This is a genomic window from Pseudarthrobacter linnaei (genome assembly GCF_055412825.1).
Map to the genome: position 1 here is coordinate 75,987 of NZ_JBVAYX010000009.1, position 22,638 is coordinate 98,624.

Genomic DNA, 22,638 nt, shown 5'->3' on the forward strand with positions numbered 1-22,638 from the left:
CGGAAGGTGGAACAGGGGGTGCCTTACGCGCCGGCAAAGGCGGAGTAGAGGATGAATGCCACCGGGCACGCGAAGACGATCGAATCCAGCCGGTCCATGACCCCGCCGTGGCCGGGCAGGATGCTGCTCATGTCCTTGATCCCGAGTTCGCGCTTCACCATGGATTCGGAGAGGTCTCCGGCAGTGGCCGCGGCCACCATGCCCACGGCCAGGATGACACCGACCCACCAGGGACGGTCCAGCAGGAAGACGGCGGCGAGCACTCCCACGACCGTGGCGCCGGCAATGGATCCGGCGAAGCCTTCCCAGCTCTTTTTGGGGCTGATCTTCGGCGCCATCGGGTGCTTGCCGAGGGAGGCCCCGACGAGGTACCCGAAGGTGTCGTTGGCGACCACCAGCAGCAGGAGGGTGGCGATCTGCCACGCTCCGGGGGGAGCAGCGCCGCCGGGCCACAGCCCCACGGGGGTCTCCCCCACGAAGGTGTGCAGCGGCAGCACGGCGAAACTGATCAGGAAAGGGATCCAGGCCAGGGTGAAGACACCGGCGAAGATGCTGCGCGCGGAACCGGCAGCACCTTCCAGGGACCGCCAGATCAGCGCCGCGACGCTGCTGAGCAGCATCGCGAACAGGAGGCTTTCGGTGCCGCCGAAGTAGGCGGCGGCCGGCATCGCCACGGTGCCGGTCATCACCGGAACAATCGGCAGCCGGGTGCCGGTGGTTTCCAGTGCCCGGAAGAATTCCCAGACACCGAAGACCGCGAAGGCGGTGACTATGAGCACGAACCCCAGCGGAAGGAACAGCAGTCCGCCGAGGACAATCACGAGCATGCCCACGCCCACCGCCGTAGCGGCGGGCAGGTTCCTGCCGGCCTTGGGAGTCGGATTCCTCCACTGTTTCCCCCGCACCCGGACGTCCGGTCCGGGTTCCCCCTGTTCCTGCGCCATCAGACCTCGAGCAGCTCGGCTTCCTTGCGCTTGAGCAGCTCATCGATCCCGTCGACATGAGCCTTGGTCATGGCATCCAGGTCCTTTTCGCCACGGCTGCCCTCGTCCTCGCCGGCCTCGCCGTCCTTGACCAGCTTGTCCAGGGTTTCCTTGGCCTTGCGGCGGATGTTGCGGATGGACACCTTGGCGTCCTCGCCCTTGGACTTGACGATCTTGACGTATTCCTTGCGGCGCTCCTGCGTCAGGTCCGGGATGGTGATCCGGATGACGTTGCCGTCATTCGACGGGTTGGCGCCAACCTCGGAATCGCTCAGCGCGCGCTCGATATCGCGCAGGGCGGTCTTGTCGAAGGGCGTGATGAGGATGGTGCGGGCGTCCGGAACGGCGAAGGAGGCCAGCTGCTGCAGCGGCGTCGGGGAGCCGTAGTAGTCCACGAGGACCTTGTTGTAGAGGCCCGGAGTGGCGCGGCCGGTCCGGATCGAGGCGAAGTCTTCCTTGGCTACTTCAACCGCCTTGTCCATCTTTTCCCCGGCTTCGAGCAAGGTTTCTTCGATCACGGTCTCTCCTCAGAAATTGGTGCACCCGCCGTTGGCGGGATGCTGCACGGTCTTGGTTGTGTTCCGCCGTCCTGCCCCGGATCCGGGGAGCGGAACTGTCCTGAAAACATCCTAGCCGGTGCTAGGGGGTGACGACGGTGCCCAGGTCCTCGCCCAGAATGGCGCGGGTGACGTTGCCTTCGCCTTCCATGCCGAACACGACCATCGTGAGGTTGTTGTCCTTGCACATGGTCATGGCGGTCTGGTCCATCACCCGGATGTCCCGGCGCAGGGCGTCATCGTAGCTGAGGTGGTGCAGTTTCTCGGCCGTGGGGTCCTTCTTGGGGTCCGCGGTGTAGACGCCGTCGACGCCGCTCTTGGCCATCAGGACGACGTCGGCGTGGACCTCCATGGCGCGCTGGGCGGCCACGGTGTCGGTGGAGAAGTACGGCAGGCCGGCGCCGGCGCCGAAGATGACAACACGTCCCTTTTCCATGTGGCGGATGGCGCGGCGCGGGATGTACGCTTCGGCGACCTGGCCCATGGTGATGGCGCTCTGGACGCGGGTTTCGACGCCGGCCTGTTCCAGGAAGTCCTGGAGGGCCAGGCAGTTCATGACCGTGCCGAGCATGCCCATGTAGTCGGCGCGGGAACGGTCCATGCCGCTCTGGGACAATTCGGCGCCGCGGAAGAAGTTCCCGCCGCCGACGACGATCGCAACCTCGACGTCGGGGACTGCTGCGGCGATCTGCTTGGCGACGCCGCGGACGGTGTCAGGATCAACGCCGAGCTTTCCGCCGCCGAAGACCTCACCCGATAGCTTCAACAGGACTCGGCGCCGGCTCTTCTTTGGCTGGACTGAAGTAGTGACGGTTTCCATGGTGCCTTCCCGTTGGTGAACTCTGAAAAAGGGTATCGTGCCGGGGACCAAAGGCGTCATTCCGCCCGGACCCGGCGCTGCCCCGGGATGGCCTCCGGGATCCATGACCCTGCAGGCCTGCCTGCAGGAACACCTGCGGGCATACCCGGTGTGCATGCAAAAGGGGCGGCCACCGCAGTGGCCACCCCCTCAGCGTGTCTGACTGGTGTCTGACTAAGTGCCTGACTGGTGTCTGGTTAGGAACCGACGCGGAAACGCGCGAATCCGGTGCCCTTGACGCCGGCCTCTTCGAGAACCTGCGCGACAGACTTCTTGGCATCCTTGGCGAATGCCTGGTCGAGGAGAACCTCGCCCTTGTAGAAGCCAGTGACACGGCCTTCCACAATCTTGGTCATTGCAGCTTCGGGCTTGCCTTCAGCCTTGGCAGTCTCCCCGGCGATGCGACGCTCGGACTCGACGAGCTCGGCCGGAACGTCCTCGCGGGAGAGGTAGTTCGGGGACATCGCAGCGATGTGAACGGCAACGTCGTGGGCTGCGGTGGCAGCTGCTTCGCCTTCGCCGTCAACAGCGAACAGGACACCGACCTGGGCCGGGAGATCCTTGGAGGTCTTGTGCAGGTAAGCGTCGACCGTGGCGGCTTCGAGGCGGGCGATGCGGCGGACAACAACCTTCTCGCCCAGAACTGCACCCTCTTCGACGACAACCTCGGACAGCGGCTTGCCGTCGACCTCGGTGGCGAGCAGGGTCTCGAGATCGGCAGCGCCGGACTCGACGGCGACAGCCAGGACCTTGTCGGCGAGCTGGATGAACTTGTCAGCCTTCGCAACGAAGTCGGTCTCGCAGTTGACTTCGATCATTACGCCAACGCCGCCGGCGACCTTGGCAGCAACCAGGCCTTCCGCGGTGGAGCGGCCCTCGCGCTTGGTAGCGCCCTTGAGGCCCTTGATGCGGATGATTTCGATGGCCTTCTCGGCGTCACCGTTAGCCTCGTCAAGAGCCTTCTTGACATCCATCATGCCGGCGCCCGTGCGCTCGCGCAGAGCCTTGATATCAGCGGCAGTGTAGTTCGCCATGTGAACCCCTCTGTCTAGAAATTTTGTGTGGTGTACGGACTGACAGGACGGCAGCTCACCCGGTGAGCGGCCATCCTGTCAGTTCCCCTTACGCGCAGGGCGTGCGGGGAGATCCGGATTTATATGTCAGCTGAGAAAAGCAGTCTGTCTGACTACTTGGCTTCGCCGGCGGCGTCGTCAGCAGCCGGGGTAGCCTCGGCGGCTGCCGGGGCTTCCTCTGCAGCGGCGGGTGCCTCTTCGGCGGCCGGAGCAGCCTCGGCGGCGGGTGCCTCGGCAGCTGCCGGAGCGGCTTCAGCGGCCGGAGCGGCAGCAGCCTCTTCGGCCTTGCTGCCCTCAAGGAGCTCGCGCTCCCACTCGGCGAGCGGCTCTTCCGGAGCTTCCGTGGTGCCGGTGGCGCGCTGGTTGCGGGCAATGAGGCCCTCAGCAACGGCGTCAGCAACAACGCGGGTCAGCAGGTTGACGGAGCGGATGGCGTCGTCGTTGCCCGGGATCGGGAAGTCGACTTCGTCCGGATCGCAGTTGGTGTCCAGGATGGCAACAACCGGGATGTTCAGCTTCTTGGCTTCGTCGACAGCAAGGTGTTCCTTCTTGGTGTCAACGATCCACAGCGCGGAAGGCGCCTTCGTCAGGTTGCGGATACCACCGAGGTTGGTTTCCAGCTTCGTGAGTTCGCGGCGAAGGAGCAGCAGCTCCTTCTTGGTGTACGCGGAACCGGCGACGTCGTCGAAGTCAATCTCTTCGAGTTCCTTCATGCGCTGGATGCGCTTGGAGACCGTCTGGAAGTTGGTCAGCATACCGCCGAGCCAGCGCTGGTTGACGTACGGCTGGCCAACGCGGGTGGCCTGCTCGGCGATGGATTCCTGTGCCTGCTTCTTGGTGCCAACGAAGAGAACGGTGCCGCCGTGTGCAACGGTGGCCTTCACGAACTCGTAGGCACGGTCGATGTAGGACAGCGACTGCTGCAGGTCAATGATGTAGATGCCGTTGCGCTCCGTGAAGATGAAACGCTTCATCTTCGGGTTCCAACGGCGGGTCTGGTGTCCAAAGTGGACGCCGCTGTCAAGCAGCTGGCGCATAGTTACGACGGGCATGCCGGCGCTCCTTCCGGCAGGTCATTCATGAGACAGCCCACGGGCTGTCTTACCCTGCCAATAGTTGACGGTTAATTAGCAACACCCAGGCGGGCGGTGCTCCTGGCATCCACTGCGCTTCTCCACCGGACCACAGGCCCGGACCGAAAGAAGCGCAGTCCTCCACACCCTGAAGAGTTGAACCTTCGAATGAGTTGGGCTGGATACGCGTAGTCAGCCGCTGCTCCCCCGCACCCCTGAATGAGGCGTGCCGGCTTAGACAAATTACCTTGATCAAGCGTGAGGGCACAGCAAACTGCTCCACCAAGTGTACTACAGGGGCGGTGCCCGATTGCACGGTTTCCGGGGGCCTGCGGAGGGCTTGCGGAGGCCCTGCGGAGGGCCCACGGAGGCTTCGCCGCGCCTGCGCGGGAGTCCTTGCAGCGCCTCTGCAATGCCAGTTTCCGCGCCGCTGTCCACATAGACCGGTGGGGCACTTCCGCCGATCAGACGGCAACAGCAGGCTTGGTTCATGAACACTCCGGCGCACGCTGCCGCCCTGGCTGCCGCACTCCTTTTGGCACTCTCCCCCGTGACGGCATCCGCCGGCCCAGGAGCGCCGCCCGGTCCCACGACGGGCCCCACGCGCGGCTCCGGCACGGTGGCTGCGGGGTGGAGCTGGCCGCTGAGCCCCCGGCCGGGTGTGCTGCGCGCCTTTGATCCGCCGGCCAGACCCTGGCTGAGCGGGCACCGCGGTGTGGATCTGCGGGCATCGCACGACGGCGCCCCGGTCACCTCGCCCGCGACCGGAACCGTGAGCTTTACCGGCGTCGTGGCGGATCGTGCGGTCATCACCGTCGACCACGGCAGCGGATTGCGGAGCAGCTTCGAGGCGGTTCGCAGCGATCTCGAGGCGGGCGGCGCCGTCGCCCAGGGAGAAGTCCTGGGGTGGATCCAGCCCGGCCACTGCACGCCGGCGCCCTGTGTCCACTGGGGCGTTCGCCGCGGCGCGGAATACCTCAATCCGCTGGCCTTCGTGACAGACCTGCGGCCCTCCGTCCTGCTTCCTCCCCTCGATCCCGCACCCGGGTAGGGGCGCGGAGGGCGGATCAGGACGAAGGGCCGCGGGCGGTGGAACCGACCGCCGGGCGCCGGGCGTCTTGGGGCCGCCGTGCGCCCAGGGGCCGTTTCCTAGACGATCGCGGAGATGCCCGTGATCGCCCGGCCTGTGACGAGGGTGTTGATCTCGTGGGTGCCCTCGTAGGAATAGATGGCCTCGGCATCCGAGAAGACCTTGGCCATCTCGTAGTCCGTGACGATCCCGTTGCCGCCAAGGATGCCGCGGCCCAGGGCCACACTCTCGCGCATGCGGGCCGTGGTGAAAGCCTTGGCCAGCGCCGACTGCTCGTCCTTGGCCTGGCCAAGGTCCTCCAACTGCGAGAGCCGCACCATCATGCCCATCGAGCTGACGGCGTTGCCGAGGATCTGCACGAGCTGGTGCTGCACCAGCTGGAAGGAGGCAATCGGGCGCCCGAACTGGCTGCGCTCCACGGCGTAGCGGCGGGCCACGTCGAACGCGGCGAGCTGCTGGCCGACCGCCTGCCAGGCAACGGCAAGGCGGGTGACCTTGAGGACCTTGTTCGTGTCGCGGAAGCTGTTGGCGTTGGCGAGCTTGAAGAACTCGGGGACCACAACGTTGTCGAGGGTGATGTCGGCGTTCTGCACGGTGCGCAGCGAAATCTTGTTTTCGATCTTGGTGGCCGTGTAGCCCTCGGTCTTGGTGTCGACGAGGAAGCCCTTGACCTGGTTGTCGGCGAGGTCGCGGGCGTAGATGACGACCCAGTCGGAGAACGTGGCGTTGCCGATCCAGCGCTTGGCTCCGTTCAGGATCCAGCTGTTCCCCTCCTTGCGGGCCGTGGTGCGGGTGCCGCCGGCGACGTCGGACCCGCCGAGGGGCTCGGTGAGGCCGAACGCGCCGATTTTCTTGAGCGAGTAGATGTCCGGCAGCCACGCTTCCTGCTGCTCCTGGGAGGCCAGCGCCTCGATGGAGCCGGTGAAGAGTCCGTCGTGCACGCCAATGAAGGTGGCAATGGACGTGTCGGCGCGGGTTGCCTCGGCGTGCATGATGCCGGCGAAGAGGTTGGAGTAACCCTGCCTCCGGACCGGGCTGACCAGATCGATCTCGGCAAGCTTCGGGATCAGGTCCATCGGGAACTCGGCGCGGTTCCAGCAGTCAACGGCAATCGGCTTGACCTCGCGGGCCAGGAACTCACGGACCTCCGCGAGCCGGTCCTGTTCCTTGCCACTGAGCAGCTGCTCGAACGCAAAGAAGTCGCCATCGGCGTACGGGAGGTTGTTGATGTCGATGTCAGCTTTGGGCATGGTGTTCCTTCACGGGAGATCAGCAGCGACCAGGAGAACACAGGCGCTACGCCGGCGGGATGTTACTCACGAGTAACTTACCGCAGTTCGCGAGGGCGCCGCAAGTGGCGGATGACATACCGATGGGCAGACAAAGGACGCGTTCCCCCCCCAGGGCTACGAGGATCGGCGCCCGTCTGGACAACGCACCGTCGCACAAATCCAAGGAGCCGTGGCCGGCGTCCAACGTCGGCCACGGCTCCCGTGGAGGCGGTTCCCTCACAGGGTTCCGCGGAAATGTAGGGCTACTCGGACTTGAACCGAGGACCTTAGGATTATGAGTCCCGCGCTCTAACCAGCTGAGCTATAGCCCCTTGCGCCCGGAAATCTTTCAGGCCCGAGCGGGGCCGGAGGATTCCCGGGCGAAAATCACTCTAACAATAGTAGTGCCCCGGTTCAGACGACGAGGTCGTCGTAGCTGGCGCCGCGGTACAGATCCTCAAATGCCTGCAGGGTGCGCTCGAGGCTGTGGTTCTCCACCAGGCCACGGCTCGCCTTGCCCATCGCGGCCAGCTCATCGGCGGGCAGCGACAGTACGCGGACCATCTTGGCTGCGAGGTCGTCGCTGTCGTTGGGCGTGAACAGATAGCCGTTTTCGCCGTCGTGCACCAGATGCGGGAGCGCCATGGCGTCAGCCAGCAGCACCGGAGTGGAAGCCGACATGGCTTCCAGGGTCACGAGCGACTGCAGTTCCGCCGTCCCGGGCATGCAGAACAGGTCCGCCGCCAGATAGGCCTGGCGGAGGTCGGCGTCGCTGACCAGGCCGAGGAACGTGACCCGGTCCTGCAGCCCGAGCCTGTCAACCTGGTCCTCCAGGGCCGGGCGCACCTCGCCGCCGCCGACGATCTCAAGGTGGACGTTCATCTCCCTGGGCGTCTTGGCGACAGCGTCGACCAGGACATCGATGTGCTTTTCCTCGGCGAGCCGTCCGACAAACAGCACGGTAGGGCTCGAGTGGCGTTCCAGTTCCTCCCCCGGTTTGAGTTCGTAGGCGGCTGAGTCGATGCCGTTGGACAGTGGCAGGACCGTGCGGAGGAAGGCGTGCTCATGCATCGCCTTGGCCGCCAGCGGCGTCGGGGTGGTGACGACGTCGGCCTGGCCCATGACCTTGCCCATGTCCTTCCACGAAATGCGTCCCACGATGTCCTTGAACCACTGCGGGAAGGGCAGGAACGGGTTCAGGTTCTCGGGCATGAAGTGGTTGGTCGCCACGATCCGGATACCGCGCTTGACGGCCTCGTAGAGCACGTGCTCGCCGATCATGTAGTGGCTCTGGATGTGCACCACGTCGGGCTGGATCCGGTCGAAAAGCAGGCTGATTTCCTTCTTGATTTCCCAGGGGAAGGTGATCCGGAAGTATTCGTGAGTGGGAACTGAGTGCGAGCGGATCCGGTGGACCGTGCCCTCGTCGCTGAACTCGGTGTAGCTCTTGCCTTTGTCCGGTCGGCAGGCCAGCACGTGAACCTCGTGTCCGCGCGCCGTCATGCCTCGAGCCAGGCGGTAGCCGAACATGGCCGCGCCATTGACGTGGGGCGGGTACGTGTCCGCGGCAATCAGGATGGTCAGCGGGTGCTGGTTGTCAGGCATGGTCACGTGGGGGGCTCCTGGTGGTCACGGTGCGGACAGCTGGGACTTGTGGTGGCCGGCTGGTTGCCGGCGCAGGCGTGCCGGGCCTGCTGCTGAGGTCTGTTGACGTCCTATTACACCCGACCCGCGGCCTTCCGCGCGTCCTTCTTGCGCTTGGTGACCTCGGGATGGTGTCTGGACAAAGCGATCACTCCCACGATAGCAAGCGAACCGGCCGCCCCCATCGCTATGGCCGTCACCGCATGGACATCCGGGCGCAGCTCGCCGAGGATCGTGATGCCGATCGCGATCCCGACGATCGGGTCGATCACTGTCAGTCCGGCGATCACGAGGTCCGGCGGGCCACCCGAGTAGGCGTTTTGGACGAACCACGAGCCCAGGACTCCGGCGGCCACGATGGCGACCACCGAATACCACGGCACATTCTGCACGCCCAGGCCGTTCGGATCCAGCAGGTGCTTGCCGATGATGCGGGTCAGGACGGCGACGAAGCCGAACAGGATTCCCGCGCCGAGGATGTAGATAAAGGCGCTCATCCGGTGCCGGAACACCAGGGCCAGGGTCCCGAACAGCCCGACAGCCAGGGCCAGCAGCAGCACAATGGTCAGCTCGTCGGAGGAGCTGACCTGATGGGTTTCCTGGGTCACGTTGACCGCCAGGATCACGAACAGGGCCGAGCCGGTGACACAGGCGGAGATGGCCACCACCGTGGCCCGGTTGATGGTCAGCCCCTGGTCCTTGGCATTGACGATCGTGGTGATGACAAGGGCAATGGCCCCGATCGGCTGGACTACGGTCAGCGGCGCCATGACCAGGGCAACGGCGTTCATCGCCATGCCAAGGACCAGCAGCAGCAGGCCGAATACCCAGCGCGGGTTGCGGATCAGACGAAGCATGCCGTGGTTGCTGAGCGCCAGCCCTCCGGTGTCGGCCTTGACCGCGCTTCCCTGCCGCTGGGCGCCGATCGCGAGGCAAAACGCGCCCAGTACCGCAAGCAAAACAGCGAACCAAACCATCAGCGGGTGCCGCCGTCGGCGTCGGGTTTGTGGCTCTTGAGCTCTTTGCCCTTGCGGATAATGGCCCAGAAGTAGTTGTAGCCGGCGATCCAGTGCCCCACGAGCCCCAGCCCCAGGCAGATCCAGGCGGCGGTGAGGTAGACCTCGGTGCCGGGGACCGGGAGTTTGGAGAGCACGAGCAGCGGCGTGCCGACCAGCAGGAGCGCAGTCCGGATCTTGCCGATCCGGCTCACGGGGAGGTCGGGGTGGCCGTGGAAGTAGTAGAGCGACAGGGCGAGCAGGATGGCGTCCGGGATCAGCAGCGCCGCGAGGTACCACCACTCCACGACGCCGGCGATCACCAGCGTCACAGCAACCGCAATCAGCGAAAGCCGGTCCGCGATGGGATCCATGACCCGCCCGAGGTTGGACATTTGGTCGAACCGGCGGGCGACGTAGCCGTCCACCCAGTCCGTGCTGCCCATGATCGCCAGGACGAGGGCAGCGTAGCCGTATTCCTGCACCCCGAGCACGAGCCAGATGAACAGCGGCACGCCGAGGAACCGCACGACGGTCAACACGTTGGGGATGGTCAAAACCCTGTCGTGGTGGGTCTGGGGCCGACCAGGCCGGGAACCAGCGCCGATGAACTTCATCCAGTCCCCCTTTCCATGGCCGGCAACGATCGGGCGTTGCAGTTCAGCGGGCTACCTAGCCCTTAATAAGTTTGCGCAGCAGGAACACGAGGGCGGTTGCCGAGGCGGTGAACGCCACGAGCGGCTTCCAGCGCTGGCCCAGCTGGCCTGCCACGCCCGCGCCGTCGGTACCGGCTCCGCCGGACGCCGCTGGCCGCTTTGCGCGGCGGCTGGCCGCGGCGCGAAGCTCGGCAACTTTGCCGCTGAGCTGTTCCTTGCCGTCCTGCAGCTTCACCTGGGCCACGGCCAGGAGGGCCTGCGCCTGGGTCTTGACGTCCAGTTCCTCGTTGAGTTCGTCGCGGACTCCGGTGAGGTGGGTGCGGCGCTGGTCCAGCCGGCGTCGCAGTTCCGCTTCGGCGGGCGGCGGGCCGAAGTCCGGCTCGGCAGCCTTCTTGGCTTCCTTCTCCGACTGGGCCTTGGCGGCGGCCTCTGCCTTGGCGGCCTTGGCTGCCTTGTACTGCTCGGATTCCGGATCCAGCACGGCAGGATCGAACGCTGAGCCCTCCTTGGCGATGCCGAGGTCGTACTTGAGGCCCCGGATGGTGTCTTCGGGAACCAGCGGCAGGGCCTTCTTGAACTTGCCGACCCCGACCAGGCCGGCGATCAGGGCGATCAGCAGGAAGACGCCGCAGACCAGCAGGGCCGCGAGCCATGCGGGCATGACCGTCGCGAGCCCCATGATGGCGGCGACGATCAGGCCGGTTACCAGGAAAGCGACGAAGATCAGCGCGACGGCGAGAAAGGCTGAGGCAACACCGACCTGGATGCCCTTGCGCTTGATCTCGACCTTGGCGAGGGCAATCTCGTCGTTGAGTTGCCGCGGAGCCAGTCTGGAGATCAGCTTCAGCGTCTTCGGCAGCGCGGAAATGCGCAGCCCCCCGCTTGTCCCGCCGCTGTGACGTCCGCTCATCGGTCCCGCCTATCTGGTTACGTCTGTGATTCCGCTTCCGCGGGCTTGCCGGTCTGCGCAGCTTCGCGCACACCCCGGTGTCAAAAGTACCATTCAGGCTCCCGGCCGCCGCGCGGGCGCGGGCTGTGGCGCGCCCTCCGCTGCAGACCTGCCCGGCGGCCGTGCGCCCTAGGATTGACCTTTGTGACCACACCCACCAATCCCGGCGATTCCCTGAGCCGCCGCCGCAAGCTCCTCTACATCCTGATGCTCGGCGCCCTGACCGCACTGGGACCCTTCACCGTCGACCTGTACCTTCCGGCTTTCCCGGCACTGGAAGAGAGCCTGGCCGTTTCGGAGGCGGCCGTGCAGCTGACACTGACCGGAACCACGCTCGGCTTTGCGCTGGGCCAACTGGTGGTGGGCCCGCTGAGCGACAAGTTCGGCCGGCGGATGCCGCTGATCCTTGCGACGGCGGTGCACATTGCGGCCTCACTGGGGGCTGCACTGTCGACCGACATCACGACGCTGGGCTTCTTCCGGGTGCTGATGGGCATCGGCGCCGCGGGCGGCGGCGTGGTGGCCATGGCTATGGTGCGGGACCTGTTCAGCGGTTTCGCCATGGTGCGGATGTTCTCCCGGATGGCCCTGGTGAACGGCCTGGCGCCGATCCTCGCTCCAGTGATAGGTTCCCAGCTGCTGCTGTTCATGCCGTGGCCGGGGATCTTCTTCTTCCTCGCCGGCTACGGCATGTGCGTCCTCATCGCGGCGGTGTTCGTGGTGCGCGAGACGCTGCCCCGGGAACTTCGCGGAAAAACCGGCATGACCGCCCGGCAGCGCTACGGTGTGCTGTTCAGGGACCGGATTTTTGTGGGGCTGCTGCTGGTGGGCGGAATGAACTTCGCCGGGCTGTTCACGTACCTGTCCGCGTCGCCGTTCCTGTTCCAGGACGTCTACGGCTTCAGCCCGCAGCAGTACGGCCTGCTCTTCGGCGTGAATTCCCTGGGCATCGTCGCGGGCGTGCAGACCAGCTCGAGGCTCATCCGCAAGGTCCCGCCGCAGTGGATCCTGGCATGCTCCACGGCGTGGATGTTCCTGATGGCTTTGCTGATCGTGCTCTTCGACCAACTGGGCTTCGGTCTGTGGGGCGTGATGGTGCCACTGTGGTTCTACATCCTCGGCGCCGGCTTCACGTTCCCCTGTGTCCAGGTGCTGGCGCTCGCCAAGCACGGCGCCCAGGCCGGGACCGCGGCCTCCCTGCTCGGTGCCGCCACCTTCCTGATGGCAGGCCTCATCTCGCCGGTGGTGGGCTGGCTCGGTGTCACGTCTTCCACCCCGATGGGCGCCGTCCAGGCCGCCTGCATCTTCCTGGCCGCGGCCGCCCTCTGGCTGGTCGTCAGGCCCCGCACGGTCCCGCCGATCCAGTAGCCCCGCACGCCCCCACCCCGCTGGACATGCCCATTTTTGGCGCGCAGGAGTGCGCATATGGGCACCATGTCCACGCGCCGCCCCCGGCACCGGACATGTCCCCCGCGGCGTCAAGCCCAGGACCACCCCCGCGCGGAGGACATGCCCAGCCTTCGCAGCCGGGAGTGGGCATATGGGCACCATGACCATGCGCCGCCCCCGGCACCGGTCATGTCCCCCGCGGCGTCAAGCCCAGGACCACCCCCGCGCGGAGGACATGCCCAGCCGTCGCAGCCGGGAGTGGGCATATGGGCGCCATGTCCACGCGCGGGCCCCAGCGCTGGGCATGCCCCCCCGGCATGGCCGCCCAGAGTGGGCATGTCCCCCGGGGCGGGTCCGCGCAGTTGCCCGGGGGCCCTGTTGCCGCTCCACGGCGGGCGATAAGGTTGTTGATGTGCCCCACTGGCAGGATCCTCCGCCCAAACCGGCCACGTGGCAGCGGTGCGACGCCGGAATCCTGCCTCTGTGGTGGGATCGGCTGTGCAGCCAGACCAGCCAGCAGTCGGCGGCCCTCTTCGCAGCCGGCCTGTTCACCGAGGACCGCCGGCGCCCGATCGCCCAGTGGTACAACCCGGCCGTTGATGCGGCGCTCCTGGTCGCACCCGAAACGTCTCCGGAGTGGCCCGTGCAGCGCTTCGGCATCTTCTACGCCCCGCCCGGCGGCGGCTTCACCCAGGTGCACTCCGCACCGCACGAATGGCACCCCAGGGAACCCCGCACGTCCCCCACCGAGCTCGAAGCCTTCAGTGCAGCCGTGGCGGAGGCGGAGCGGTTCCTCCAGGTGGAGATGTACTTCGTCTGAGCACCCTCCAGGCCGCCGTAAGAGGGCACAAAAAAGGTCCCGCAGCCAGTTTTTCACCGGCTGCGGGACCTGTCCGCTCCTCCTGCTGGACTTGAACCAGCAACCCTTCGATTAACAGTCGAATGCTCTGCCAATTGAGCTAAGGAGGAATGAAGCAGGTATGACATTAGCAAAGGTTTTGCCGCTTAGGAAATCGGACCGCCGCCCTGCCCGTCATTGTCCGGCAATACCCCCTACGGGTATAAAAAAGTCCCCGTCCCGGTGACCCGGGACGGGGACTGCGCGCTCCTCCTGCTGGACTTGAACCAGCAACCCTTCGATTAACAGTCGAATGCTCTGCCAATTGAGCTAAGGAGGAATGAAGCGGATACAAGCCTAGCAAACACCGTGCCGGGAAGTGAAATTGCCCCTGCGGGACAACACTGCGGGACAACACTGCGGGACAACACTGCGGGACAACACTGCGGGACAACACTGCGGGACAACACTGCGGGACGATCGGGCGCGGAGATCAGGCCTCTGCGCGCAGGGACCGCCGTTGCATTTCCAGCTGCATGAGCTCGCGGTTCAGCCGCTGGAACTTCTCCGGGTCGGCCGTCGCGTCCAGCCGCTGCAGCTGTCCCATCTTGTCGGCCTTGACCCTGGTGATCTGCAGCTCGAACAGGCGCGCCAGGATGTCCTTGCAGTAGCGCAGGACGCCGTCGGCGGTGCTGGCCGGCAGCGGGACCACCGCCAGCTCGGATACGAGCGGGCGCAGCGGCTCGGGCACCTCCTGCAGCAGCTGCTCCACCCAGCGCACCGGGTCAGCCGCGAACGCCAGCCCGGTGGCCCGGATGGCCTCGTGAATGGCCAGGTACGCCGGCGTCGAGAACCTCGCCTCGGAGAAACGCTGCCAGGTTTCACCTTCAAGCATCCCGGGCTGCTGGAGGGCCACCTCAAGCGCCTGCCGTTCCATCGCCGCCACGGGGTCGCGCGGGTCGGGACGGTTGAAGGACGGCAGCGCGGCCGACGCGGTCAAGGGAGCCACCCCGGGGGCGGATCCACCGCCGGTCACCGTAGCGTATCCGGAGCCCTGGCCGCGGCCCTGGCCCGGGTAGGTGCCGGAACCAGCTCCGCCCGACGGCGCCTGGGCGGCACGTTTGGCGGCGGCGCCCACGGCCCGGCTGACTTCCTCGACCGGCATGCCCAGCCAGCCGGACAGTTCCCGGGCGTAGGCGGGACGGATGCCCGCGTCGCGGATCTGGGCGACGACCGGGGCGGATTCCCGCAGGGCGGCGATCCGGCCCTCGACCGTGTCCAGGTTGTGCCGTTTCAGGGCGGCCCGGATGGCAAATTCGAACAATGGACGGCGGGTGGCGATCAGGTCCCGTACGGCGGCGTCGCCCTTGGACTGGCGCAGCTCACAGGGATCCGCGCCGTTGGGCTCCACGGCCACGTAGGTCTGCGCGACGAATCGCTGGTCCTCCTCGAAGGCCCGCAGGGCCGCCTTCTGGCCGGCGGCGTCGCCGTCGAAGGTGAAGATGACTTCGCCGCCGCTGCCGTCGTCAGAAAGCAGCCGGCGGGCAATCTTGATGTGTTCGGTGCCGAAGGCCGTGCCGCAGGTGGCCACTGCGGTGGTGATCCCGGCGAGGTGGCAGGCCATCACGTCGGTGTAGCCCTCCACCACAACGAGCTGCCGGTCCTTGGCGATGCTGCGCTTGGCGAGGTCGATCCCGTAGAGCACCTGCGACTTCTTGTAGAGCGCGGTCTCGGGGGTGTTGAGGTATTTGGGGCCCTGGTCGTCCTCGTAGAGCTTGCGGGCGCCGAAGCCGATGGTGTCCCCCGCGATGTCGCGGATGGGCCAGATCAGCCGGCCGCGGAACCGGTCGTAGATCCCGCGCCCGCCCTCGGAGAACATTCCCGTGAGTTTGAGTTCGGGATCCGTGTAGCCCCGGCCCCGGAGGTGCTTGAGCAGCGAGTCCCAGCCCTGCGGGGCGTAGCCGACGCCGAACTGGTCGGCCGCGGCGCGGTCGAAGCCGCGGTCGTGCAGGAAGGTGCGGCCCTCGGTGGCTCCGGGGGTCAGCAACTGGGCGCGGAAGAACTCGTCCGCGACCTTGTGGGCATCGATCAGCCGCTGCCGGCGGCCGACGTCCTCGCGGTTCGGTCCGGACCCGCCGTCCTCGTAACGGAGCTCGAAGCCGATCCGGGCGGCGAGCTTTTCGACGGCCTCGTGGAAGGAGGTGTGGTCCAGTTTCTGGACGAAGGAGATGACGTCGCCGTCCTCGCCGCAGCCGAAGCAGTGGTACCTGCCCACCTGGGGCCGGACGGTGAACGAGGGCGAACGCTCGTCATGGAAGGGGCACAGGCCTTTGAAAGAACCCAGCCCCGCCCCCTTGAGGGTCACGTAGCCGTCGACAACTTCCTTGATGTCCGTGCGCTGGCGTACTTCATCGATATCTTCACGTTTGATCAGGCCGGCCACAGTGCCATCCTAGTACCGCGCCACGACAGGAATGGCGCATAGCTGGGTTCTGCGGGCAAGGTCACCAGGGAGGTCACCACAGCGACGGCAGGCTGCCCACGAGCCGCTCATACATGGCCAGCGCGGAACCGTCGGTCAACGACGCCACCTGGTCGATCACGACACGAAGCCGCGCGCCGTCGTCCTCCGCGTCGCGCCAGTCGGCAGCGAACATTGGCTCCAGGTGGCGGTCCCCGGTGGCGCTCAGGGCCGTCACGAGGGCGTGCAGGACCTCGCGCTGGCGTTCGTAGATGGGCTGCCGGTGTTCGGTGGTCATCACGAAGGTGGTGGCCAGGCCCTTCATCACGGCGATTTCCATCACGGTCTCGTCCGGAACGATCAGCTCCGCGTTGTAGCGGGTCAGGTTTTCCGGGCCGTAGACAGCGCGGGTGGACGCCAGCGCACTCTGGCAGAACCTGCCGATCAGCTGGCTGGTCATGTCCTTAAGCGCCGCCATCGACTTGCGGCTGCCGTCGGCCTCGCGCACCCAGACGCTGGTGGCTTCCAGCCGGGCCAGGGCCGCATCAATCGCCGCCGGGTCGTTCTGCGGCAGGTACCACTGCTTGGCGTAGCCGACCACCCGGGCACGGTGGTCCGGATTGTCCATCCAGCGCAGCTGGAAGTGCCCGGCGACGATGGCGTCCTCGACGTCGTGCACCGAGTAGGAGATGTCGTCGGCGAGGTCCATGACCTGCGCTTCGAGGCAGGAGCGGCGCTCCGGGGCGTCCTCGCGGATCCAGTCGAAGATCGGCAGGTCGTCCTCGTAGGCGCCGAACTTGCTGGTCCGCTCGCCGTGGATGACGGGCGCGTTCGCCGCCGACCACGGGTACTTCGCCGCGGCGTCGAGGCTGGCGCGGGTGAGGTTAAGCCCCGCGGGGCGCCCGTCCGTGGTGAGGACCTTGGGCTCCAGCCGGGTCAGCAGCCGCAGCGTCTGGGCGTTGCCTTCGAAGCCGCCGATCGCGTGGGCGACTTCGTTCAGCGCCGATTCGCCGTTATGGCCGAACGGCGGGTGTCCGAGGTCGTGGCTGAGGCAGGCGGTGTCGACGACGTCGGGGTCGCAGCCCAGGGCTCGGCCCAGTTCGCGGCCCACCTGGGCCACTTCGAGGCTGTGGGTGAGGCGGGTCCGGACAAAGTCGTCGGTGTCGGGGGCCACGACCTGGGTTTTGGCACCGAGCCGGCGCAGCGCCGAGGAGTGCAGCACCCGGGCCCGGTCGCGTTCGAAGTCGGAGCGGTACGTGGACTTGGGCGGTTCCTCCACCCAGCGGGCGGTGTCCCGGGCGACGTATCCGTCGAGCACGGGGGCGGTGGTCCTGGTTTCAGCCACCGGACACATCCAGTTCCGCGTGGCTAATCTCACGCGACTGGGCGGCGTCCATGTTGCGGTCCAGCAGCCAGTCCTTGGGCAGGGCGGGCTTCTTGGGCGAGCCGGCACGGCCGCGGGGGCCCTCGGCGTCACCGCCGGGGTACGGCGAGTCCAGGTCCAGCTGGTCCAGGGTGTCGCGCAGGACCTCAAGGCTGGTCACCATGGCCAGCCTGGTCCGCAGTTCACTGCCGACGACGTAGCCCTTGAAGTACCAGGCCATGTGCTTGCGGATCTCCCGGAGCGCCTTGCCTTCATCGTTGCCGAACGTCTCAACCATCAGCTGCGCGTGGCGGTACACGCCTTCCGCCACCTGCCGCAGGGCCGGCTTGTGGCGCTCATCGCTGCCTTCGAAGGCCGCCATGAGGTCGCCGAACAGCCACGGGCGGCCCTGGCAGCCACGGCCCACCACGACACCGTCGACCCCGGTCTCGCGGACCATGCGGATGGCGTCCTCGGCGGACCAGATGTCGCCGTTGCCGAGCACCGGGATGTCCGGCAGCGCCTCACGCAGCCGGGCAATCGCGGACCAGTCGGCCTTGCCCGAGTAGAACTGCGCGGCGGTGCGGCCGTGGAGCGCGACGGCGGCGACACCGGAATCGCGGGCGATCCGGCCGGCATCGAGGTAGGTCAGGTGGTCCTCGTCTATGCCCTTGCGCATTTTGATGGTCAGCGGGACATTGCCCCGGGAGGCTTCCTTGACCGCTGTCTGCACGATCGAGGTGAACAGATCGATTTTCCACGGCAGGGCCGAGCCTCCGCCCCGCCGGGTGACCTTGGGCACGGGGCAGCCGAAGTTGAGGTCGATGTGGTCCGCCCGGTCCTCCTCGACGAGCATCCGCACGGCCTGGCCGACGGTCACGGGGTCCACACCGTAGAGCTGGACGGACCGGACCTTCTCGTCGTCGTCGTGCGCGATGATGCGCAGGGATTCCGGTGTGCGCTCCACGAGGGCGCGGGAGGTGACCATCTCCGCGACGTACAGGCCGCCGCCGTATTCACGGCAGAGCCGGCGGAACGCGGAGTTGGTGATGCCCGCCATGGGAGCCAGGATCACGGGGGTGTCCACCGTGAGGGGGCCCAGCTTCAGGGGCGGGAGTTCCAGCTTGGCGGCGGGAGGGGTAGCTACAACAGTCACCTGATCATTGTCTCAAATCCGGGCAAATCGGCCGGATCCGCCCCTGCTATGTGGAAACACGGGGTCAGTCCAGTGCGGCAGCGCGCCGCCCGCGCCGCCCTGCCGAGGCCGCTGCGAAGGCGTCCTCGGGGGCAGCATCGGGAGGAACGACGGCGGCGCTGCCGCCGAAGCTGCGGCCCGTTCCCGCCGCCCCGCGCAGTGCCTTGATCCCGGTTGCCTTCACCACGAGGACCGCGATCAGCGTTGTGACCGGGATCGCCAGGACCAGTCCGACGGAGCCGACCAGGGTGCGGATCACTTCCTCGGAGAGCTCGGCGCTGGTGAGCGCGTCGCCCAGCGGCCGCTCGTAGAGCATCACCAGGATCAGCACCGGCAGGGCCGCACCGGCGTAGGCGAACGCGATGGTGTAGACGGTCGAGGCGATGTGGTCCCTGCCGATCCGCATCGCGGAGGTGAAAAGCTGGCGCGCGGAGGTTTCCGGGGCCAGCTCCCACAGTTCCCAGACTGCCGAGGACTGCGTGATGGTGACGTCGTTGAGGACGCCCAGGCCGGAGATGATGAGCCCGCACAGGATGATGCCGGAGATGGAAATATTGCCCGAGATGTTCGCGAGGGTGGCGGAATCGTGGCTGCCGACGCCGGCGAGGTTGGCGGCGTCGGTGGCCCAGGCCGCCAGCAGCGCGGTAATTGCAAGGCCGAACATGGTGCCAAGCAGCGCCGTCGAGGTCCGGGCGGAGAAGCCGTGGGCGAAATAGAGCACACCGATCATGATCACCGTGGACCCCACCAGCGCCAGCAGCAGCGGCGGCTTGCCCTCCACTAGCCCCGGGAGCATAAAGGACACCAGCACACCGTAGGCGCCGACGAGCCCGATCAGCGCGCGCAGACCGCGCCAGCGCGCCACTGCGATCACGACGGCGGCGTAGAGCACCGCGAGGAAAATGATCGGCAGGGTCCGGACAAAGTCGACGAAGACATAGGCCGGCGTGCCCTGGGCTTCGGAGCCCTGGACCTTGGAGAGGTTCAGGTAGCGGATGTTGTCGCCGGCCTTCACACCGTGTGATTTGGCGACGTCGGGGTTGATGACGACCTTGACGGGGTTGCCGCCCCTGTCCGGGTCCGTGAACGCAAAGGTGCATTCCGATCCCTGCTGCGGGGCCGCGTCCGTCCCGGCCTGTCCCTGAGGGAGGGCGTCCATGCAGCTGCCGGTGATAACGCGCTGGATCTTGCCCGTGTCGAACGTGACGCCCGGCGCGGCCGCGTAAGGGCTCGCGAGCGTGATCCCCTCTTTGCTGCCCGAGGGCCACAGCAGCGCCATCGCCACGAGGGTCAGCAACGTCAGCGGGATCAGGATGGCGGCCAGGATGAGGTTGGCTTTCTTCCTCGCAACGAGCGCCTGGGGCGTCGGGTCCGCATGTCCTTGCGGGGTGTGTGAATGTCCGGCGCCCATCAGCAGTTCAACCTCATGCCGAAGACTTTACGGCGTTTCCCGGCCCCGTCCTGACGCATGACGTGCCGGGGCGCCCGCCGGGCTACGCGGACGGAGAATTCTGGTTGAGGTGGAAACGGAATGTCCTGGTTGACCTGGAAGCGGTTCTGCGCCCCCGGGTCCGCCGGTCCCATCTTCGGGCGGCGCCGCTCCGAATGTTCAATGGGCATGTCCCCCGGAGGCCGGGAGCCCGCCGGCCGGCAGATGAGCTGCGGACCTTGAACTGCGGGCACTGCGCCCTATGGTTGGAAGTGACGGACAAGATGTGGAGGTTTGGCGTGGCCATACGCAAGATCGACGACCGCGAACCTGAGCCGGCGGGTCCCGGGGCGGACGCCAGGGCCGTTTTGAGCATGGCCAAGGCCAGCGGCGAAACCCGGGGCGTCGTTCTGGTGCTGCACGGCGGGCGGTCCAACAGCTTCGAATCCGTCCGCGGCAGGCACCTGAGTCCCGCCCGGATGCTGCCCTTCGCCCGGGCACTTCACAGCGGCGGCGCACGCGACGGGCTGGCCGTATGGACCCTCCGGAACCGGTACCGGGGCTGGAACGGGAAGGACATGTCCCCCGTCCAGGACGCCCGCTGGGCGCTCGCCCACATCGGCCGCGAACATCCTGGCGTGCCCGTTTACCTCCTCGGCCACTCGATGGGCGGCCTGACCGCGCTCTGCGTCGCGGACCACCCCCAGGTGGAAGCCGTCGTCGCCCTGGCGCCCTGGCTCGATGCCCAGACCCCGGTGGAACGGGTGGCCGGCCGCCGGATCCTGATTGTCCACGGCACGAACGACCGCTGGACCAGCCCCGCGAACTCGCTCGCCTACGCCCGCCGGGCCGACGGCGTCGCGGAGTCCGTGGACTACGTGGCACTCAAGGGTGCCGGTCACTTTATGTTCCGCCGGGTGGGCCTGTGGAACTCGCTGGCCAACGGCTTCATTCTCGATGCCTTCGCCGCCGGCTCGGGCCGCGACCTCCGGAACAGCAGCGCCGACGCGTTCCGCAGCTTCCTGCCCGTCGCCGGCGCCGGCCTTCCGGTGGTGTTGTGATGCCGGACTTCCCGCTCAGCGTTTTCCCGTTGGGGGCCTTCCTGGCCAGCCTCCCGTGGGTGGCGGCGGGCCTAGTGGTCCTCCTGGCGGTGACCTTCGCCGTCGCCGTCCGCCAGAGCCGGCATTCGGTCGTCGACACCGTCTGGGGGCTCGGCTTCGTCGTCGTGGCCGCCATCTCCTGGTTCCTCTCGGCCGGACACGGCGACGGCGGCCGCCGCCTGCTGCTGCTGGGTCTGGTGGCGGTCTGGGGCCTCCGCCTTGCCCTCCACATCGGTCTTAGGGCCCGCGGTGGCCCGGAGGATCCGCGGTACATGGATATGCTCTCCTCGGCCCCCGGGTCCCGCAACGTCTACGCGCTGCGCAAGGTCTACCTGCCGCAGGGCATCATCCTGTTCTTCGTCTCGCTCCCCGTCCAGGTGGGGATGTTCAGCACCGGAAGCCTCGGCTGGCTGGCCTGGCTGGGTGTGTTGCTCTGGGGGGTCGGCTTCGTTTTCGAGACGGTCGGCGACTGGCAGCTGGCGCAATTCAAGGACGATCCGGCCAGGCGCGGCACCGTGCTCAACACCGGGCTCTGGCGCTACACCCGCCACCCGAACTACTTCGGCGACGCCGCCGTCTGGACCGGGATTTTCCTCGTCGCCGCTGACTCCTGGCCCGGGGCCCTGACTGTCCTCTCCCCCGCGCTGATGATCTGGCTGCTCGCCGGCAAGTCCGGCAAGCCGCTCACCGAGAAGGCCATGTCCGCCCGCCCGGGCTACCGGGAATACGTGGAATCCACCTCGGGGTTCCTGCCCCTGCCGCCCCGCAGTCCGCGGCGTGGAGCACACCAGCCCGGCGGACAGCAGCCCGGAGCGCAGCAGCCCGGCGGACCCCAACCGGGCGGTCGCTAGGATGCCCTGGCGACCCCGGCCCAGCGACCGCTTCTACCGCGTCATTGTCCGCACCGGGCTGGCACTGCGAGGGCTGTTCCGGATCCGGGTCATCGTCACCGGGCGGGAGAATCTCCCGGCGCCGGGACCCCTCGACGAGGCCCCGCGCGGCCCGTCCCGCCGCGTCGTCCCCGGCCGGGGCGCCGTCGTCGCCATCACGCACTTCGGGTACCTCGACTTCGCGTTCGCCGAGCTGCTGCTGTGGTCGCAGGCCAGGGCCCAGATGCGCTTTCTGGTCACCCAGGCGGCCGCCGACCACTGGTTCGCCGGGCCCGCGGTCAGCGCCGCCGGGCACGTCGCGGTGGGGTACGACTCGGGATCCCACGCCTATGACGCCGCCGTCGCCCGGCTGAAGGCGGGCGAGTACATCGCGGTCCTGCCGGAGGCCGGCGTCAGCCGCAGTTTCCGGGTGCGGGAATGCAAGACGGGGGCCGTGCGGATGGCCGCCGAGGCCGGAGTGCCCATCATCCCCGTGTCAGTCTGGGGCGCCCACCGGCTGATGACCCGACGCCACGGCTTCTCCCCGGCCCGCGCCTGGCGCGCGCCGGTCCGGATCCATGTCGGCGAACCAGTGACCGTGGACCCTGCCCGGGGCGCACAGAAAGCCACCGAAGCGCTCCGCGGGATCCTCCAGGCCGGGATCGATGCCTGCATCGCCGACTTTCCCCTCACCCCGTCCCCGGGCTCGTGGTGGATGCCGGCGGACCTCGGCGGCGGAGCACCCACCGACGAGGAACGGCAGCGTCTGGACGAGGCCGAGGGTCCGCGGCGCGCCGGCGGCCGGCGCCGATAAGCCCGGTTACCACGGTCGTCCTGACTAAAC

At 67.3% G+C, this 22,638-nt stretch carries 20 protein-coding genes and 3 tRNA genes; 6 read left to right on the forward strand and 17 right to left on the reverse strand.

Annotation, left to right across the window (positions count from 1 at the left end):
- Positions 1 to 23: 23 nt before the first annotated feature.
- The 5 genes from ACZYZ3_RS10575 to rpsB form a co-directional block, all read right to left on the reverse strand.
- Positions 24 to 944 (reverse strand): phosphatidate cytidylyltransferase, encoded by a 921-nt coding sequence (locus tag ACZYZ3_RS10575; protein WP_463963782.1) that lies wholly within the window; start codon positions 942 to 944, stop codon positions 24 to 26.
- Positions 944 to 1,501: a ribosome recycling factor gene (gene frr, locus ACZYZ3_RS10580; RefSeq protein WP_463963783.1), complete on the reverse strand. Its 558-nt coding sequence runs from the start codon at positions 1,499 to 1,501 to the stop codon at positions 944 to 946. Before frr ends, ACZYZ3_RS10575 begins: the two co-directional genes overlap by 1 nt.
- A 121-nt stretch (positions 1,502 to 1,622) precedes the next feature.
- Positions 1,623 to 2,360: a UMP kinase gene (pyrH, locus tag ACZYZ3_RS10585; RefSeq protein ID WP_282380705.1), complete on the reverse strand. Its 738-nt coding sequence runs from the start codon at positions 2,358 to 2,360 to the stop codon at positions 1,623 to 1,625.
- Positions 2,361 to 2,596: 236 nt separating this feature from the next.
- Complete coding sequence (gene tsf / locus ACZYZ3_RS10590; protein WP_463963784.1) at positions 2,597 to 3,433, reverse strand: translation elongation factor Ts; 837 nt, start codon at positions 3,431 to 3,433, stop codon at positions 2,597 to 2,599.
- Positions 3,434 to 3,585: 152 nt separating this feature from the next.
- The gene (rpsB, locus tag ACZYZ3_RS10595) at positions 3,586 to 4,524 is read right to left on the reverse strand and encodes a 30S ribosomal protein S2 (RefSeq protein ID WP_463963785.1); all 939 of its coding nucleotides are present in this window, start codon (positions 4,522 to 4,524) and stop codon (positions 3,586 to 3,588) included.
- Positions 4,525 to 5,035: 511 nt separating this feature from the next.
- Here rpsB and ACZYZ3_RS10600 point away from each other — a divergent pair.
- Positions 5,036 to 5,596: a M23 family metallopeptidase gene (locus tag ACZYZ3_RS10600; protein WP_463963786.1), complete on the forward strand. Its 561-nt coding sequence runs from the start codon at positions 5,036 to 5,038 to the stop codon at positions 5,594 to 5,596.
- A gap of 98 nt (positions 5,597 to 5,694) precedes the next feature.
- On the opposite strand, the gene ACZYZ3_RS10605 is transcribed toward ACZYZ3_RS10600, so the two are convergent.
- The 6 genes from ACZYZ3_RS10605 to ACZYZ3_RS10630 form a co-directional block, all read right to left on the reverse strand.
- Complete coding sequence (locus tag ACZYZ3_RS10605; RefSeq protein ID WP_463963787.1) at positions 5,695 to 6,885, reverse strand: acyl-CoA dehydrogenase family protein; 1,191 nt, start codon at positions 6,883 to 6,885, stop codon at positions 5,695 to 5,697.
- Positions 6,886 to 7,164: 279 nt separating this feature from the next.
- Positions 7,165 to 7,238 (reverse strand) — tRNA-Ile (locus ACZYZ3_RS10610).
- Between the two features lie 82 nt (positions 7,239 to 7,320).
- Positions 7,321 to 8,517, reverse strand: coding sequence for a glycosyltransferase (locus ACZYZ3_RS10615; protein ID WP_463963788.1), 1,197 nt, complete (start codon positions 8,515 to 8,517; stop codon positions 7,321 to 7,323).
- Positions 8,518 to 8,624: 107 nt separating this feature from the next.
- Entirely contained in the window at positions 8,625 to 9,527 is a 903-nt protein-coding gene (locus ACZYZ3_RS10620) for a DMT family transporter (protein ID WP_463963789.1), read from the reverse strand.
- The gene (locus ACZYZ3_RS10625) at positions 9,527 to 10,162 is read right to left on the reverse strand and encodes a CDP-alcohol phosphatidyltransferase family protein (protein WP_463963790.1); all 636 of its coding nucleotides are present in this window, start codon (positions 10,160 to 10,162) and stop codon (positions 9,527 to 9,529) included. The genes ACZYZ3_RS10620 and ACZYZ3_RS10625 overlap by 1 nt, the downstream gene beginning before the upstream one ends.
- Before the next feature lie 55 nt (positions 10,163 to 10,217).
- Positions 10,218 to 11,111: a phage holin family protein gene (locus tag ACZYZ3_RS10630; RefSeq protein WP_463963791.1), complete on the reverse strand. Its 894-nt coding sequence runs from the start codon at positions 11,109 to 11,111 to the stop codon at positions 10,218 to 10,220.
- Between the two features lie 183 nt (positions 11,112 to 11,294).
- Here ACZYZ3_RS10630 and ACZYZ3_RS10635 point away from each other — a divergent pair, with 183 nt between their 5' ends.
- Positions 11,295 to 12,518 (forward strand): multidrug effflux MFS transporter, encoded by a 1,224-nt coding sequence (locus tag ACZYZ3_RS10635; protein ID WP_463963792.1) that lies wholly within the window; start codon positions 11,295 to 11,297, stop codon positions 12,516 to 12,518.
- 433 nt (positions 12,519 to 12,951) lie between these two features.
- On the forward strand, positions 12,952 to 13,359 hold the full coding sequence (locus ACZYZ3_RS10640; RefSeq protein ID WP_463963793.1) for a hypothetical protein: 408 nt from the start codon (positions 12,952 to 12,954) through the stop codon (positions 13,357 to 13,359).
- 76 nt (positions 13,360 to 13,435) lie between these two features.
- On the opposite strand, the gene ACZYZ3_RS10645 is transcribed toward ACZYZ3_RS10640, so the two are convergent.
- The 6 genes from ACZYZ3_RS10645 to ACZYZ3_RS10670 form a co-directional block, all read right to left on the reverse strand.
- Positions 13,436 to 13,508: transfer RNA gene (locus ACZYZ3_RS10645), tRNA-Asn, on the reverse strand.
- Between the two features lie 136 nt (positions 13,509 to 13,644).
- Positions 13,645 to 13,717: transfer RNA gene (locus tag ACZYZ3_RS10650), tRNA-Asn, on the reverse strand.
- A gap of 153 nt (positions 13,718 to 13,870) precedes the next feature.
- Entirely contained in the window at positions 13,871 to 15,820 is a 1,950-nt protein-coding gene (dnaG, locus tag ACZYZ3_RS10655; protein WP_463963794.1) for a DNA primase, read from the reverse strand.
- 73 nt (positions 15,821 to 15,893) lie between these two features.
- Positions 15,894 to 17,192: a deoxyguanosinetriphosphate triphosphohydrolase gene (locus ACZYZ3_RS10660; RefSeq protein WP_463963795.1), complete on the reverse strand. Its 1,299-nt coding sequence runs from the start codon at positions 17,190 to 17,192 to the stop codon at positions 15,894 to 15,896.
- Positions 17,176 to 18,357, reverse strand: coding sequence for a tRNA dihydrouridine synthase DusB (gene dusB, locus ACZYZ3_RS10665; protein ID WP_463963796.1), 1,182 nt, complete (start codon positions 18,355 to 18,357; stop codon positions 17,176 to 17,178). The genes ACZYZ3_RS10660 and dusB overlap by 17 nt, the downstream gene beginning before the upstream one ends.
- 64 nt (positions 18,358 to 18,421) lie before the next feature.
- Positions 18,422 to 19,807 carry a YibE/F family protein gene (locus ACZYZ3_RS10670; protein ID WP_463963797.1) on the reverse strand — a complete coding sequence of 462 codons (1,386 nt, stop codon included), beginning with the start codon at positions 19,805 to 19,807 and terminating at the stop codon, positions 18,422 to 18,424.
- Positions 19,808 to 20,124: 317 nt separating this feature from the next.
- On the opposite strand from ACZYZ3_RS10670, the gene ACZYZ3_RS10675 reads away from it, so the two are divergent.
- From ACZYZ3_RS10675 to ACZYZ3_RS10685, 3 genes are read left to right on the forward strand one after another with little or no spacing between them, the layout of a single operon-like run.
- Positions 20,125 to 20,886, forward strand: a complete 762-nt coding sequence (locus ACZYZ3_RS10675) for an alpha/beta hydrolase (protein WP_463963798.1) — start codon at positions 20,125 to 20,127, stop codon at positions 20,884 to 20,886.
- Complete coding sequence (locus tag ACZYZ3_RS10680) at positions 20,886 to 21,776, forward strand: DUF1295 domain-containing protein (protein ID WP_463963799.1); 891 nt, start codon at positions 20,886 to 20,888, stop codon at positions 21,774 to 21,776. The genes ACZYZ3_RS10675 and ACZYZ3_RS10680 overlap by 1 nt, the downstream gene beginning before the upstream one ends.
- Before the next feature lies 1 nt (position 21,777).
- Positions 21,778 to 22,608 (forward strand): lysophospholipid acyltransferase family protein, encoded by an 831-nt coding sequence (locus ACZYZ3_RS10685; RefSeq protein WP_463963800.1) that lies wholly within the window; start codon positions 21,778 to 21,780, stop codon positions 22,606 to 22,608.
- The last annotated feature ends 30 nt before the right edge of the window (positions 22,609 to 22,638 follow it).